Origin of the sequence: Dactylosporangium sucinum, assembly GCF_014647515.1 — a bacterium.
Lineage (GTDB): Bacteria > Actinomycetota > Actinomycetes > Mycobacteriales > Micromonosporaceae > Dactylosporangium > Dactylosporangium sucinum.
In genome coordinates this window covers 1-14,050 of the sequence record NZ_BMPI01000070.1, presented here as the reverse complement: position 1 = coordinate 14,050, position 14,050 = coordinate 1, and the positions used below count along the sequence as shown (strand labels likewise).

At 73.6% G+C, this 14,050-nt stretch carries 14 protein-coding genes; 9 read left to right on the top strand and 5 right to left on the bottom strand.

Translation table 11 applies throughout. The features are described 5' to 3' along the window. Positions 1-5 precede the first annotated feature (5 nt). From IEZ31_RS45100 to IEZ31_RS45085, 4 genes are all read right to left on the bottom strand, one after another. Positions 6-1,022, bottom strand: a complete 1,017-nt coding sequence (locus IEZ31_RS45100; RefSeq protein ID WP_190256308.1) for an aromatic ring-hydroxylating oxygenase subunit alpha — start codon at positions 1,020-1,022, stop codon at positions 6-8. Between the two features lie 85 nt (positions 1,023-1,107). Next, the gene (locus tag IEZ31_RS45095) at positions 1,108-1,749 is read right to left on the bottom strand and encodes a PaaI family thioesterase (protein WP_190256307.1); all 642 of its coding nucleotides are present in this window, start codon (positions 1,747-1,749) and stop codon (positions 1,108-1,110) included. Continuing rightward, positions 1,746-2,891 (bottom strand): thiolase family protein, encoded by a 1,146-nt coding sequence (locus IEZ31_RS45090; protein ID WP_190256306.1) that lies wholly within the window; start codon positions 2,889-2,891, stop codon positions 1,746-1,748. Before IEZ31_RS45090 ends, IEZ31_RS45095 begins: the two co-directional genes overlap by 4 nt. A 90-nt stretch (positions 2,892-2,981) precedes the next feature. Beyond that, positions 2,982-3,656 (bottom strand): TetR/AcrR family transcriptional regulator, encoded by a 675-nt coding sequence (locus IEZ31_RS45085; protein WP_190256305.1) that lies wholly within the window; start codon positions 3,654-3,656, stop codon positions 2,982-2,984. Positions 3,657-3,833: 177 nt separating this feature from the next. On the opposite strand from IEZ31_RS45085, the gene IEZ31_RS45080 reads away from it, so the two are divergent. The 9 genes from IEZ31_RS45080 to IEZ31_RS45040 all read left to right on the top strand — a co-directional run bounded on the left by IEZ31_RS45080 (position 3,834) and on the right by IEZ31_RS45040 (position 13,034). Further along, a complete protein-coding gene (locus IEZ31_RS45080; RefSeq protein WP_190256304.1) occupies positions 3,834-4,865 on the top strand; it encodes an acyl-CoA dehydrogenase family protein in 1,032 nt (343 codons plus the stop codon). Then, complete coding sequence (locus IEZ31_RS45075; protein ID WP_190256303.1) at positions 4,865-6,010, top strand: acyl-CoA dehydrogenase family protein; 1,146 nt, start codon at positions 4,865-4,867, stop codon at positions 6,008-6,010. Before IEZ31_RS45080 ends, IEZ31_RS45075 begins: the two co-directional genes overlap by 1 nt. A gap of 37 nt (positions 6,011-6,047) precedes the next feature. Continuing rightward, the gene (locus IEZ31_RS45070; protein ID WP_229836834.1) at positions 6,048-6,944 is read left to right on the top strand and encodes an SDR family NAD(P)-dependent oxidoreductase; all 897 of its coding nucleotides are present in this window, start codon (positions 6,048-6,050) and stop codon (positions 6,942-6,944) included. A 106-nt stretch (positions 6,945-7,050) separates the two neighbouring features. Beyond that, a complete protein-coding gene (locus tag IEZ31_RS45065; RefSeq protein WP_190256302.1) occupies positions 7,051-8,673 on the top strand; it encodes a class I adenylate-forming enzyme family protein in 1,623 nt (540 codons plus the stop codon). Positions 8,674-8,694: 21 nt separating this feature from the next. Beyond that, complete coding sequence (gene chsH3 / locus IEZ31_RS45060) at positions 8,695-9,570, top strand: enoyl-CoA hydratase ChsH3 (protein ID WP_190256301.1); 876 nt, start codon at positions 8,695-8,697, stop codon at positions 9,568-9,570. Continuing rightward, positions 9,567-10,331 carry an enoyl-CoA hydratase/isomerase family protein gene (locus IEZ31_RS45055; protein ID WP_190256300.1) on the top strand — a complete coding sequence of 255 codons (765 nt, stop codon included), beginning with the start codon at positions 9,567-9,569 and terminating at the stop codon, positions 10,329-10,331. Before chsH3 ends, IEZ31_RS45055 begins: the two co-directional genes overlap by 4 nt. Next, positions 10,321-11,385 (top strand): MBL fold metallo-hydrolase, encoded by a 1,065-nt coding sequence (locus IEZ31_RS45050; protein WP_229836832.1) that lies wholly within the window; start codon positions 10,321-10,323, stop codon positions 11,383-11,385. The genes IEZ31_RS45055 and IEZ31_RS45050 overlap by 11 nt, the downstream gene beginning before the upstream one ends. After that, on the top strand, positions 11,386-12,240 hold the full coding sequence (locus IEZ31_RS45045) for a CoA transferase subunit A (protein WP_190256299.1): 855 nt from the start codon (positions 11,386-11,388) through the stop codon (positions 12,238-12,240). Next, on the top strand, positions 12,237-13,034 hold the full coding sequence (locus IEZ31_RS45040) for a CoA-transferase subunit beta (RefSeq protein WP_190256298.1): 798 nt from the start codon (positions 12,237-12,239) through the stop codon (positions 13,032-13,034). The genes IEZ31_RS45045 and IEZ31_RS45040 overlap by 4 nt, the downstream gene beginning before the upstream one ends. A 98-nt stretch (positions 13,035-13,132) precedes the next feature. Here IEZ31_RS45040 and IEZ31_RS45035 read toward each other — a convergent pair. Continuing rightward, positions 13,133-14,050: aldehyde dehydrogenase family protein (locus tag IEZ31_RS45035; protein ID WP_190256297.1), on the bottom strand; the 918-nt coding region annotated here is incomplete at its 5' end.

Genomic DNA, 14,050 nt, shown 5'->3' with positions numbered 1-14,050 from the left:
GCCGCTCAGCTCGCGGCGGCGACCTCGGTGCTCGCGGTGTAGGGCTTGTCGGAGTAGAACTGGCGCGACCACCGGCGGAACCGCGCGTAGTGCTCCTCCTCGCCGCCGGCGAACGGCGGGTGCTCCACGTAGCGCTGGTTCTCCCAGATCGCGAAGTCGCGCCGGATCTGGCCCTTCTGGAACTCGATCATCCGCGCAGCGCGGCCGGTGGGCTCGGGGCCGCCGTCGGGCTGGCGGTTGACGGTGATGGTCTCGAACAGCTGGGAGTGCTCGGCGTCGACCGGGGTGGCGGCCGTGAGCTGGTTGGTGATGAAGCCGTCGAGCACGAAGCGCGCGTTGGACAGGCCGAGCCCCCACGCCTCGGTCTCGATCTCGCCGAAGACCGGGCCGTTCGGCGTCATCCAGGTCGCCTTCTTGCCGTGGCCGTACCAGAAGCCGACCCGGGTGTGCAGGTAGTGCTGGTCTTCCTTCCACAGCAACGGTTTGCCCGGCTGGCCGGCGCCGTGCACCCACATGAAGTGGTAGTAGTCGGGGGTGTTCTCCACCGGCGACTGCGGGATGATCTTCCGGATGCCGACGTGGTCGTGGACGATCGGGTAGTTGTGCTCGACGTCGGCGAACTCGGGGATCCCCGGCCACTCCCAGAACGGCTCGCGGCCGAACGCGTCGTACCAGACCAGGATCAGGCCGTTGACCTCGCGGGTGACCCACCGTGCGATCTTCACCCGCCGGCGCTCACCGGGCGCGTACGGGATCTCGGCGAGCTCGCCGTCCGCCTGCCACAGCCAGCCGTGGAACGGGCATTCGATGCACTCGCCCTTGACCGTGCCGCCGTAGCCGAGGTGTGCCCCGAGGTGCTGGCAGTACGCGTCGAGCAGGGAGACCTCTCCGGTCTCGGTGCGGAACATCACGAGATGCTGGTCGAAGTACATCGCGGGCCGAACGTCCCCGGGCTGCAACTCGGAGGAGTACCCGACCTGGTACCAGCCCGTCGGGAACACCGTGTAGGGCCAGTCCTTCATGTCGTTCTCCCATTCACTGAAGGATAACCAACCATCTGGTTGGTATAAAACCACCCGCGCCATGGTTCGTCAACCGATGTGGGGCTTACCGCTGGCCCGGCCGGAGGGCCAGGAACAGGCCGTCGGCCTCGGCGCACAGCCGCTCACCGTCGCGCAGAACCCCGGCCAGCCGGCGCTTGCGGCCGTCCTGCCCGAGCAGCCGTGCGCGGACCGTCAGCGGCCGCCCGACCGGTGTCAGGCTGCGGAACTCCACCCGCAGCGAGACGGTCCGCGACGGTGGCCGGTCGTCGAGGTCGGACAGGCGACCGAGCGCCTCGTCGAAGAGCAGGGCGACCGCGCCGCCGTGCACGGCGTCGTTACTGCCGGAGTGGAACCGCCCGAAGGTGACCTCGCCGACGATCTCGGTGGCGGTCCAGGAGAGCAGCCGCAGCGGCGGGCTGAGCGTCTGGCCGCGGCCGGGCAGGCGCAGGAGCTTGCCGTAGAGCTGCTCGTCGTCGGCGACGGTGTGCGCGGCGAGCAGCCGACGGGCGTCGGCCAGCAGTGCGGTGGCCCGCGCCACTGTCTCCGCCGGCGGCGCGCTCGCGGCGGCCGCGTCCTGCAGGTCGCGCAGCTCGTCGATCAGTCCCGTCCAGCCCGCCGGGGCGCGGGCCACCGCGCGGTCGCTCCACTGCCGCCAGAACGGTGCGAGCGGTACCCGGTCGTGCGCCGGCTCCGGCGAGGGCGTCACAGCAGCTCGAGGATGGTGGCGTTGGCCTGCCCGCCGCCCTCGCACATCGTCTGCAGCCCGTACCGGATGCCCTGGTCGCGCATGTGGTGCACCAGCGTGGTCATCAGCCGGGCGCCGGAGCCGCCGAGCGGGTGCCCGAGCGCGATCGCGCCGCCATTGGGGTTGAGGGCCTTGGCGTCCGCCCCGATGTCGGCCAGCCACGCCAGCGGCACCGGCGCGAACGCCTCGTTGACCTCGAACGCGCCGATGTCCTGCGGCCGCAGCCCGGAGCGTTCCAGTGCCTTGCGGGTGGCCGGGATCGGCGCGGTCAGCATGACGACCGGATCGCTGCCGGCCAGCACCGCCGTGTGTACCCGGGCAATCGGCGTCAGCCCGAGCTCGCGCGCCCGCTCGCTGGTGGTCAGCAGCAGCGCGGCCGAGCCGTCGGAGATCTGCGACGAGTTGCCGGCGGTGATGACGCCGTCGGGCCGGAACGCGGTGCGCAGCTGGGCCAGCCCCTCGACGGTGCCGCCGCGGCGGATGCCCTCGTCGCGGCCGACGACAGTGCCGTCGGGAAGCGTGACCGGTGCGATCTGCGCGTCGAAGCGCCCCTCGTCCTGTGCCGCGGCCGCGCGCTCGTGGCTGGCGAGCGCGAACTCGTCACACCGGGTGCGGGAGAACCCCCACCGCTCGGCGATCATCTCCGCGCCGACGCCCTGGTTCGGCGCCACCCCGCCGTAGCGCGCGGCGAAGCGCGAGCCGTTCGGGTCGGCGTCGCCGGAGGCGCTGCCCATCGGTACCCGTGACATCGACTCCACACCGCCGGCGACCACGACGTCGTAGTGTCCGGCGATCAGCCCGGCCGCGGCGAAGTGCACCGACTGCTGGCTGGAGCCGCACTGACGGTCGATCGTCACGCCGGTCACCGTGTCCGGCCAGCCGGCCGCCAGCACGGCGGTGCGGGCGATGTCGAACGCCTGCTCGCCGACCTGGTCGACGCAGCCCCAGACGACGTCGTCCACGAGCGCGGGGTCGATCCCGCTGCGCTCGGCCAGCGCATCGAGCACATGGGCCGAGAGATCGACCGGGTGTACTCCGGAGAGGCCGCCGTTGCGCTTGCCCACCGGTGTCCGAACTGCCTCGACGATCACGGCATCCCGCACGTCCTGCCCCCTCGCCATAGTCAACCAACCAATCGGTTGGTTAAACGTATGGGCGCCGTCTGGCGTGCGTCAAGCGGCGGGAGGGGTGGCTCAGCCGCTGACGCGCTGGCGACGCGGGGCCGACGGGGCGGAGGCTTTGCCGGAGCCGGCCGGTGCCGCGCTCGCGGCGGCGGGCGGCTCGACGGCACGGATGCCGTTGATGACGAACTCGGTCACCTCGTCGACGAGCCGGGCGTCGGTGCCGGTGGTCGCCGGGCGACGGTACCAACTCGGCAGGTAGGCCAGCAGCCCGATGATGGAGTAGAGGATCGTCGAGGGCGACAGGGGCCGGAGCTCCCCGGTGCGGGTGCCCTCGGCCAGCAGCGACTTCACGAACTCCTCGTAGCGGTAGATCCGCTGGCGGATCGACCGGGCCTGCTCCTCCGGCAGCCGCTGGTCGATCCACGGCACCTCCTGGAAGAACACGACCAGCTCGTCGTGCTTGGTCGCCACCAGGGCGACCTGCTCCCGGACGAAGAACCGCATCCGGTCCAGCCCGCTGCCGGTCAGCGGCACCCGGGCGAGCAGCTCCAGCGTCGCGTCGACCTGCTCGGAGAGCAGCTCGTTGAGGATCGCGCTCTTGGAGGGGTAGTAGTGATACAGCGTGCCCTTGTTGAGCCCGACCTCGTCGGCGATCAGGTCCATCGTCGCGGCGAGGTAGCCCTGCTCGCGGAAGATCCGGGCCGCCGTCGCGCGGACCTCGTCCCGGCGGGACGGCCTAGGCATGCCGCACTCGTGTCCGCACTGATGACCTCCGACTGTGTTGTGCCAACCCTTTGTACTCCGGGCCGATCCGAGTTTAACCGGCCGGTGGGTCGGTTTCGTTCCGGGACGGTAAACAGCGGCGCTCACTTGCCAACCAACCGACCAGTTGGTTATAACGGAGTCCCCGAAGGAGGCCCGATGGACCTGGAGCTGACGCCCGACGAGCGTGACGTCGCCGAGGCGTTCGCGCGCGTCTTCACCCGCGACTCGTCGAGCGAGCGGGTCCGCGCCGCGGAGGACACCGGGTTCGACCCGGCGCTGTGGAAGACGCTCGCCGGCATGGGCGCGATCGGCATCGCCGTCCCGGCCGCCGCGGGTGGCAGCGGCGGCGGCTTCGTCGAGCTGGCGCTGATCGCCGAGGCGGCCGGACGCCGGCTCGCCTGCGTGCCCCTGATCGAGGCCGCGGTCGCCGCCCGGCTGCTCGCCGACGCCGGCGCCCCGGCCGGCCTCGTCGCCGCGGCCGTCGACGGCGAACGGGTCACCGTCCTCGCGCCGCGCCCGGCCCAGCAGGGCGTCGCCCGCCGGGTCCCGGCCGGCTCGGTGGCCGAAGGCGTCGTCGCCCTCGACGGCGACGAGCTCGTCCTCGTGCACGGCCCGAGCGGTCCGGGTGCCGCGGGCGGTCGCGACCTCGGGTTCCAGGCCGTCGCCGACCGCCCGCTGCGCGGGCCCGGCCTCGACCGGCACGTCCTCGCCGCCGGGGTGGAGGCCCACGAGCTGTGGCGGCGCGCCCGTGACCGCTGGCGGCTCGGCACCGCCGCCGGGTGCGCCGGGCTGGCCGCCGAGGCGCTCGACATCGCCGTGCGGTACGCGACCGGGCGCCACCAGTTCGGCGCCCCCATCGGCTCGTTCCAGGCGCTCCAGCAACCCCTCGCCGACGTTGCGATGGCCGCCGACGGCGCCCGGCTCGTCGCGCGGGAAGCCGCCTGGCGCCACGACCACGGGCTGCAGTCGTGGGCGGGCGCGGCGGCGGTCGCGTTCGCGCACGCCGCCGAGACCGCCGTCCGCGCCGCCGAACTGTGCCTGCACGTGCACGGCGGATACGGGTTCACGATGGAGTACGACGCGCAGCTGTACCTGCGCCGGGCCAAGGCGACCCGCCTGAGCGCCGGCGACCCGGATCTGCTCTGGGAAGAGATCGGGGCAGCGACGATGGCGGCGGGAGCGCACTGATGGACTTCGCACTGGACGAGCGGGCCGAGACATTCCGCGCCGAGGTGCAGGCGTTCCTGCGCGAGCACCTGACCGACGCGGTCCGCGCGCGGGTGGCCGCGTCCGGCACCTACCACGACTGGGAGTTCCACCGCGCGGTCGCCCGGCGGGGCTGGATCGGCGCGGGGTGGCCGGCCGAGGACGGCGGGCAGGGCCGCGACCGGGCGGACCTCGACATCCTCTACGAGGAGCTCGCCGCGGCCGGCGCACCCGTCGAGGGCATGGCGGTGACACTCATCATCGCCGAGACCGTCCGCCGGGTCGGCACGCCGGAGCAGAAGGAACGGATCCTCGGCCCCGTGCGGGAAGGCCGGCTGCTGCTGAGCCTCGGCTACACCGAGCCCGACGCCGGATCCGACCTCGCCTCGGCGCGCACCCGCGCCGTGCGCGACGGCGACGGCTGGCGCATCGACGGGCAGAAGAACTTCACCACCCACGCCCACGAGGCCGACTACGTCTTCCTGCTGGCGCGCACCGACCCGCAGGCACCCAAGCACGCCGGCCTGACCATGTTCCTGGTGCCGACGTCGGCGGAAGGGTTCTCCCTGACGCCCGTGCACACGCTGAGCGGCGAGCGAACCAACCTCACCTTCTACTCCGGCGTGCACGTCGGCGACGACGCCCGCATCGGCGATGTCGGCCAGGGCTGGCCGATCGTCAGCCTCGCCCTCGCGTTCGAGCGCGGCGGCGAGTTCGCCGCCCAGCTGCGCCGCCTGGTGCACGCGACGGTCACGTGGGCGCACGCGGCGCGGCGCACCGGCGACGCCCGGCTGCTGCGGCGGCTCGGGCGGGTCGCCGCCGCCACCGAGGTCGCCCGCCTGCTCGGCTCGCAGGCCACCTGGCTGCGCTCCTCGGCCCAGGCCGGTGCCGTGGAGGGCGCGATGGCCAAGGTGTACGGCACCGAGGCGCTGCTGGCCGGCTCGGGCGCGCTGCTGGACGCGGCCGGACCCGACGGGCTGCTGGCCGGTCCGGGCGAACCCGCGGCCGAGCTGCAGCACCTGTACCGCGAAGCCCAGATCTCGACGCTCTACGGTGGCACCAGCGAGGTTCTGCGCGGCGTCATCGCCGAACGCCGGCTCGGGCTGCCCCGCAGCCGCCGAGGCTGAGCCGGTTTCCTACCACGATTGCGCGAGGGAGAACGTCTTGACCAATCAGCCCCCGAACCAGCCGCCGCATCAGCTGCGCTTCGACGACCGGGCGGCGATCGTCACCGGCGCGGGAGGCGGACTCGGGCGGGCCTACGCGCTGCTGCTGGCGTCGCGGGGCGCGCACGTGGTCGTCAACGACATCGACCGCAAGGACGACGCCGGCCGTACCCCAGCCGCCTCCGTCGCCGCGGAGATCGCCGAGCTGGGCGGATCGGCGGTCGCCCACGACGGGTCCATCGCCGAACCGTCGGCCGGGCCGGCGGTCGTGGACACCGCGATGCAGGCGTTCGGCCGGGTCGACATCGTCGTCAACAACGCCGGGATCGTCCGGGACCGCTCGTTCGGCAAGATGTCGGACCAGGAGATCAAGGACGTCCTGGACGTCCACCTGCACGGCACCATCGGCCTGACCCGCGCGGCGTGGGGCGTGCTGCGGGAGCGCCAGTACGGCCGGGTCGTCATGACCACGTCGGTCGCCGGGTTGTGGGGCAACCTGGGTCAGGCCAACTACTCCGCGGCCAAAGCCGGGCTGGTCGGGCTCGGGCGCACGCTCGCCGTCGAGGGCGCCCGGTACGGCATCCGGGTCAACCTCATCTCCCCGGGCGCCGCGACGGCCATGACGTCCGCGATGCTGCCCGAGCACCTGCACGAGCGGATGTCGCCGGACCGCGTCGCGCCGATGGTCGCCTACCTCTGCCACGAGTCGTGCACCCTTACCGGCGAGATCCTGTTCGCCGCTGCGGGACGATACGCCCGGAACCTCATCATCGAGACGGCCGGGTACGAAAACCCCGAGGCGACCGTCGAGGACATTGCCGCGCATCTGCCGGACATCCTGGACACCACGTCGTGGACCGTGCCGGCGCAGGCGGTGCAGCTCCCGCCGGGCTGACCGCCGGGACGAGCACGCGAGGCGTTGCGCAACCGGGACCGGTTGGGCGACGATGCAGGAATTATCAACCGGCCGGTTGGTAACAGCGCTCACCGTGGAGCAGGCCATGTCGACAGGAACCACGATCGGGTCAGGGCGGCGGATCGGGCCGCGGTCGGAGTGGACCGCCCAGGGCGGTGACGAGCTGCTGACCGACTCGGTGCCGGGGCTGCTGGCCCGGCAGGCGGACCGGTACGGCGACCGTCCGGCACTGTGGTGGCCCGCGGACGGCGGCCTGGCCAAGCTCACCTACGCCGAGCTCGCCGCCGCGGCCGGCACGGTCGCCCGCGCGCTGGCCGGCCGGGCCGCACCCGGAGAGCGGGTCGCCGTCTGGTCGCGCAACAGCGTCGAGTGGGTCGTGCTCGAGTACGGCTGCGCGCTGGCCGGGCTGATCCTCACCCCGTTCAACACAGCCTGGACCGACGCCGAGGTCGACCACGCCAACCGGCTGACCACACCGGCGCTGGTGTTCGCCGGGACCGGCCCGACCGGCGACAGCCTCGCGTCCCGGGCGGCCGGCGTGTGCGGCGACGGCATCGTCCTCGACCTCGCCGGCGTGCGCGACTGGGCGGCCGGTGCCGAACCCGGCGAACTGCCCGAGGTCGCCACCGGCGACCCGTTCCTCATCCAGTTCACCTCCGGCACCACCGGCCGCTCGAAGGGCGCCGTCCTCACCCACCAGGCCGTGCTCAACGCCGCCCGCGAACGCAACCGCCGCGACGTCATCGGCCCGGCCGACACCTGGCTCAATCCCGTGCCGTACCACCACATCGGCGGCTCCTGCTTCGTCATCCTCGGCGGCCTGGTCGACGCCGGCGCGTTCGTCGTCGTCGAGAAGTACGTGCCGGCCGAGACGATGCGACTGCTCGACCACGGCGTGGTCAACCGGATCGGCGGCGTCCCGACGATGGTGATCGACGCCCTCGACCACCTCGGCGACCGGGCCGCCACGGCCGGCCTGCGCTCGGTCGCGGTCGGCGGGGCCACGGTGACCCAGCACCTGGTCGAGCGGATCCGCCGGACGCTCGGCGCGCCGGTCATCAACACCTACGCGCAGTCCGAGTGCCCGGCCATCACCTCGACCGAGATCGACGACGACGCGGCGACGATCGCGGGCACCGTTGGGCGGCCCGTCGCCGGCGTCGAGGTCCGCATCGTCGATCCGGCCACCGGCGAGGCCGTGCCGATCGGGACCGTCGGCGAGATCCGGACCCGCTCGCCGTACGTGATGCGCGGGTACTGGGGCATGCCCGAGCAGACCGCCGAGGTCCTGCCGGCCGACGGCTACCTGCGCACCGGCGACCTGGCGTCGATGGACGAGTTCGGCAACGTCACGTTCCAGGGCCGGGTCCGCGACGTCATCATCCGCGGCGGCGAGAACGTGTACCCCGCCGAGGTGGAGGAGTGCCTCGCCGCGCACCCGGGGATCGCCTCGGCGGTCCTGGTCGGCATCGACGACGAGCGGCTCGGCGAACGCGTCGCCGGCGTCGTGGTCCGCGCCCCCGGCAGCGCCGTGACCGGGCCGGAACTCACCGAGTACCTGCGGGACAAGGTGGCCCGCTTCAAGCTCCCGGAGGTCTGGCGGTTCGTCGACGGGCTGCCGATGACGGCGTCGGGCAAGGTCCGCCGCTTCGTGGTCCGCGACGCCACCAACGCCGAGCTGGCCGCCGCGCGCCCGGCCGAACTGTAAGCCAACGAGAAGGAGGACCGGATGCCGATCGATCCCGGCGTAGCCCTGGCGGCGCCCCCGACGGTCGAGGAGATCGGGTGGGACGCGTCCGACGTGCTGCTCTACCACCTGGCGCTCGGCGCCGGCGCCGACCCGGTCGACCCGGCCGAGCTGCGCTACGCGACCGAGTCCGGCTCGGTCGTCGTGCCGACGTTCGCCGTCGTCGCGCCGATGCTGCGTGCGACCCAGCCGCCGCGGGTGGCGTACCCCGGCGTCGAGGTCGACCTGCGCAAGATCCTGCACGGCAGCCAGCGGGTCGAGCTGCACAACCCGATCCCGCGGGACGGCAAGGCCGCGGTCCGCACCCGGGTCGCCGACCTCTACGACAAGGGATCGGCGGCGGTGGTCGTCGTCGACACCGAGGCGACCGGCATCGACGGTGTTCCATTGTGGACCTCCAGCATGCGGATGTTCGCCCGCGGTGAGGGCGGCTTCGGCGGTCACCGCGGCCCGGCCGGCCCGCCGGATCCGCCGCAGCGCGCGCCCGACCACACGATCGTCACCCCGACGCTGCCGCAACAGGCCCTGTGGTATCGCCTGCTGGGCGACCGCAACCCGCTGCACGCCGATCCCGCGGTCGCCGAGACCGCCGGCTTCCCGCGGCCGATCCTGCACGGGCTCTGCACGTACGGCATCGCCTGCCGGGCGATCGTCGACGCCGTGCTCGACGGCCGCGTCGAGCGGGTCCGGGCGATCGAGGCGCGCTTCGCCGGCGTCGTGTACCCCGGCGAGACGCTGCGCACGTCGGTCTGGCGCGAGGACGGCCGGCTGCTCTTCGCGTCCACCGTGGACGAGCGCGACAACGCCCCCGCCCTGGCCGGCGGCGAACTGACCGTCGACGAAGGGCAGCCCGCGTGAGCATCGTCGTGGAACGCGACAGCGGCGTGGTCCGGCTGACCCTCGACCGTCCCGAGCGACGCAACGCCCTCACCGTCGACGGGTTCGCCGAACTCGGCCGGGTGCTCGGCGAGATCGCCCGGACGCCGGCCGACCGCGCCGTGCTCATCACCGGCGCCGGCGGCGCGTTCTGCGCCGGCGCGGACCTCTCGGCCGGCGTGCCGGAGGAGTCCGTGGTCCGCCTCATGGACCGGATCAACGACGCGGCCCGCGCGCTGCACCGGCTGCCGCAACCGACCATCGCCGCCGTCGGCGGGCCCGCGGTCGGCGCCGGGATGAGCCTCGCCCTCGGCTGCGACCTCGTCGTCGCCTCGCCCGCCGCGACCTTCTGCCAGGTCTTCGTCAAGCGCGGCCTGTCGCCCGACTTCGGCAGCAGCTGGCTGCTGCCCCGCCTGGTCGGCCTGCAGGCCGCCAAGCGGCTCGCCCTGCTCGGCGACACGATCACCGCCGAGCAGGCCCGCGACCTCGGTCTGGTGTGGGAGGTGACCGCGCCCGACGACCTGCTCGGCACGGCCAGCGCGCTCGCCCGCCGCCTCGCCGACGGACCGCCGATCGCGATGGCCCTCACCAAGCGGCTCCTCGACGCCTCCTTCACCTCGACGTTCGACGACGCCCTCGACGCCGAGGCGGCCGCGTCCGCGGTCAACACCGCGACCGAGGACGTCGCCGAGGCGTTCGCGGCGTTCGCCGCCAAGCGACCGGCCGTGTTCCGTGGCCGCTGACCGCGACGGGGGACCGCTGCCGCTCCGCCCCGACGATCCCGGGCGCGACTGGACCGAGCCCGGCGTGTACGAGCTCGGCGCCGGGCTGTACCGCATCCCGCTGCCGATGCCGGAGGACGGCCTGCGCGCGGTCAACGTCTACGCGGTCCGCGACGGCGACGCGATCGTCCTCGTCGACTCCGGCTGGGCGCTGCCGGAGGCGCAGGCCCGGCTGCGGCAGGCCCTGCGGGCCCTCGACGCCGACGAGGACCGGATCAGCCGGATCCTCGTCACCCACGCCCACCGCGACCACTACAACCTCGCCGTCCGGCTGCGGGAGCGGCACCCGCGGCTGCGGGTCGGCCTCGGCCTGGCCGAGGAGGGCACGCTGTGCGCCGCGCAGGCAATCGTCACCGAGCCCTGGGCCGCCCTGTGCGCGCAGCTGCGCCTCGGCGGCGCCGCCGCGCTCGCCAAGGAGGTCGTCGCCGACGTGCCCGTCGAGCACGACCCGGCCGACTGGGCGTTCCCCGACGAGTGGATCGACGCGCCGTCGGCCATCGCGCTCGACACCGCCACCTGGCAGGCGTACCCCACCCCGGGGCACACCCGCGGCCACGTCGTGTTCGTCGACGCCGCCCGCGACGTGATGTTCTGCGGCGACCACGTCCTGCCGCACATCACCCCGTCGATCGGCTTCGAGCCCAGCCCGGCCGTGTCGCCGCTGCGCGACTACCTCGACTCGCTGCGGCTCGTCCGCGACCTGCCCGACCGCACCATGCTGCCGGCACACGGCCACCCGGGACCCAGCGTGCACGCGCGCGTCGACGAGCTCGTCGCCCACCACGACACCCGGCTGGACCAGACCGCCGCCGCCGTCACCGCGGGTGCGGCCACCGCGCTGGAGGTCGCGCAGCGGCTGCGGTGGACCCGCCGCGGCCGCGCCTTCGACGACCTCGACGTGCTCAGCCGCTGCCTGGCCGTCACCGAGACCGCCGCGCACCTCGACGTCCTGGCCGGCACCGGCCGACTGCGGCGCACCGAGGACGACGGCGTCCGGCAGTACAGGACCGGATAGGTGCGCGACAAGGTCGTCTCGGCCGAGCAGGCGGTCGCGCTCATCGCCGACGGCGACGTCGTCGGCCTGCAGGCGGGCCCGACCCAGTGCGCGCCGATGACGCTCGTGCGCGAGATCATCCGCGCCGGCCGCCGCGACCTGTCGCTGGTCTGCCTCAGCGGCGGGCTGCCGGTCGACTGGCTCGCCGCCGCCGGAGCGCTGGCCCGGTGCACGTTCGCCGCCGTCACGATGGAGCACTTCGGGCTGTGCCAGCGGTTCCGGCGCGGTGTCGAGACCGGTGCCATCGCCGTCGAGGAGCTGTCGGAGACCGCGCTGTACGCCCGGCTCGGCGCCGCCAGCCGGGGACTGCCGTTCCTGCCGACGCGCGGGCTGATCGGCACCGACCTGCTCGACGTCGGCAACGACGCGCTGAAGGTCATCCCGGATCCGTTCGGCGGGCCGCCCGTCGTCGCCTGCCGCGCGCTGCGGCCGGACGTCGCCGTGCTGCATGCCCATCGCGCCGATCGCGCCGGCAACATCGGGATCGATCCGGGGGTACGCCTGCCCACCTTGACGACGATGCCCCGGGCATCGCGGCGGGTCATCGTGTCGGTCGAGCGGATCGTCGGCTCGGCCGAGCTGCGGCGGGCGCCGGACCGCACGATCCTGCCCGGGTTCGCCGTCGATGCCGTGGTGGAGGCGCCGTTCGGCGCGCATCCGACGTCGCTGTTCCCGGTGTACGACTACGACGCCGGGTTCTTCGCCGCGTGGGTCGAGGCCGCGGCCGACGACGACGCGTGCCGGGCCTTCGTGGACCGCTACGTGCGCAGCCCGGCGACCCAGCAGGAGTATCTGGCACTGGTCGGCGAGCGGTGACCCACTATTCCGTCGACGAGCTGATGATCGCGACGCTGGCCGCGTGCTTCGACGACGACGACCAGGTCTGCAACGGCCTGTCGTCCGTCCTGCCGGTGTGCGCGATCCAGCTGGCCCGGCTGACCCACGCCCCCGACCTGGTCTGGATCGCCGGATCGTCCGGTGTGGACCCGCTCGACCCGGAGCTCACCGCCTCCAGCTTCGAGGCCCCGCTGTGGCGCGACGCCGTCATGTACCTCGAGCACTACGCCGAGTTCTGGGACTACGTGGCCAGCGACCGGTTCCTGCGCAAGTTCTGCGTCGGCGCGGCCCAGCTCGACGCGTACGGCAACGCCAACAACTCCGTCATCGGCGCGTTCGACCACCCGCGGGTGCGGCTGCCGGGCACCGCCGGGCTGGGCGACATGGGCGCGCTGGACAAGCAGCTCATCTACTGGGTCACCGACCACAGCCCGCGGACACTGGTCGAGCGGGTCGACTTCCGCTCCGGCGCCGGCTATCTCGGCGGGCACGGCGAGCGGGCCCGCCTCGGCCTGCGCGGCGGGCCGGCCCTCGTCGTGACGAACCTGGCGGTCTTCGACTTCGCACCGGACTCGCAGCGCATGCGCCTGATGTCGGTGCACCCAGGCATCAGCGTCGACGACGTGCTGTCGGCCACCGGGTTCGCGCCGGTCCTCCCGCCTCGGGTCGCGACCACCACGCCGCCGACGGCCGAGCAGGTCCGCCTGATCCGTGAGCGGATCGACCCGCACGGCTACCGCAAGCGCGGCTTCCGCCCACCGGCCGATTGGTAGGCGGGCCACGCCAGCCACCGCGACTGCCGCCGTCGCGGCTGAACCCCTGCGGCGCCGAGGCGGCAACGGGCGCATCCGGACGCGACCGCCGGAGGCGATCATTCGACGTCGCGCGGTTCGCTGGTCGCGGTGACAACGTCCAGCAGCGACTGCGGCAGGTTCTGGTAGGCCACCGGGCGCAGGAAGCGTTCGATGGCCATGGTGCCGACCGAGGTGGACCGTCCGTCGGCCGTGGCCGGGAACGGGCCGCCATGGACCATCGCCGGGTTGACCGCCACGCCGGTCGGCCAGCCGTTGTAGATGATTCGGCCGGCCTTGCGCTCCAGGACCGGTAGCAGCCGGCGGGCCAGCGCCGCGTCCGCCGGGGTCGCCTGCAGCGTGGCGGTCAGCTGCCCGTCGAGCACGTCCGCGGCATTCAGGAGTTCGTCGGGGTCGGTGCATACGACGAGCAGGGAAGCGGCGCCGAAGATCTCGTCGTGCAGTTTCCCGGTCCGGTCCGCGGCGAAGGTCTTGCCGGTCGTCTCGAAGACGACCGGCGCGACACCGTCGGCGTTGCCAGCGAGCCACCGGACGCCCGGCGCCGCTGCGCGGCGGTGCACGCCGTCGCGGTACGCCGCGGCGATGCCGGCCGTCAGCATCGTCTCCCCGGGCAGACCGGCCAGCGCCTCGCCGAGCGCGGTGCGGAACTCGTCGAGGCCGGCGCCGTCGACGGCGAGGAGCAGCCCCGGGTTCGTGCAGAACTGCCCGGCGCCGCTGGTGAGGGATGCGGCGAAGCCGGCGGCGGTCGGCGTGGCGGCGGTGGACAGCCGGTCGGGCAGCAGGAAGACGGGGTTGACGCTGGACATTTCGGCGTACACCGGGATCGGTATCCGGCGCCGTTGCGCGATGGCGACGAGCATGAGACCGCCGGCGCGGGAGCCGGTGAACCCGACCGCGGCGACGTTGGGGTCGGCGACGAGCTGCTGGCCGATGTCGTTGCCGGCGCCGAAGACGAGCGAGAACGTCCCGTCGGGCAG

Excerpts from the sequence above, each read along its gene's own strand:
- IEZ31_RS45100 (WP_190256308.1), bottom strand. The coding sequence starts at position 1,022 with ATGAAGGACTGGCCCTACACGGTGTTCCCGACGGGCTGGTACCAGGTC.
- IEZ31_RS45085 (WP_190256305.1), bottom strand. The coding sequence starts at position 3,656 with ATGCCTAGGCCGTCCCGCCGGGACGAGGTCCGCGCGACGGCGGCCCGG.
- IEZ31_RS45080 (WP_190256304.1), top strand. The coding sequence starts at position 3,834 with ATGGACCTGGAGCTGACGCCCGACGAGCGTGACGTCGCCGAGGCGTTC.
- IEZ31_RS45075 (WP_190256303.1), top strand. The coding sequence starts at position 4,865 with ATGGACTTCGCACTGGACGAGCGGGCCGAGACATTCCGCGCCGAGGTG.
- IEZ31_RS45065 (WP_190256302.1), top strand. The coding sequence starts at position 7,051 with ATGTCGACAGGAACCACGATCGGGTCAGGGCGGCGGATCGGGCCGCGG.
- chsH3 (WP_190256301.1), top strand. The coding sequence starts at position 8,695 with ATGCCGATCGATCCCGGCGTAGCCCTGGCGGCGCCCCCGACGGTCGAG.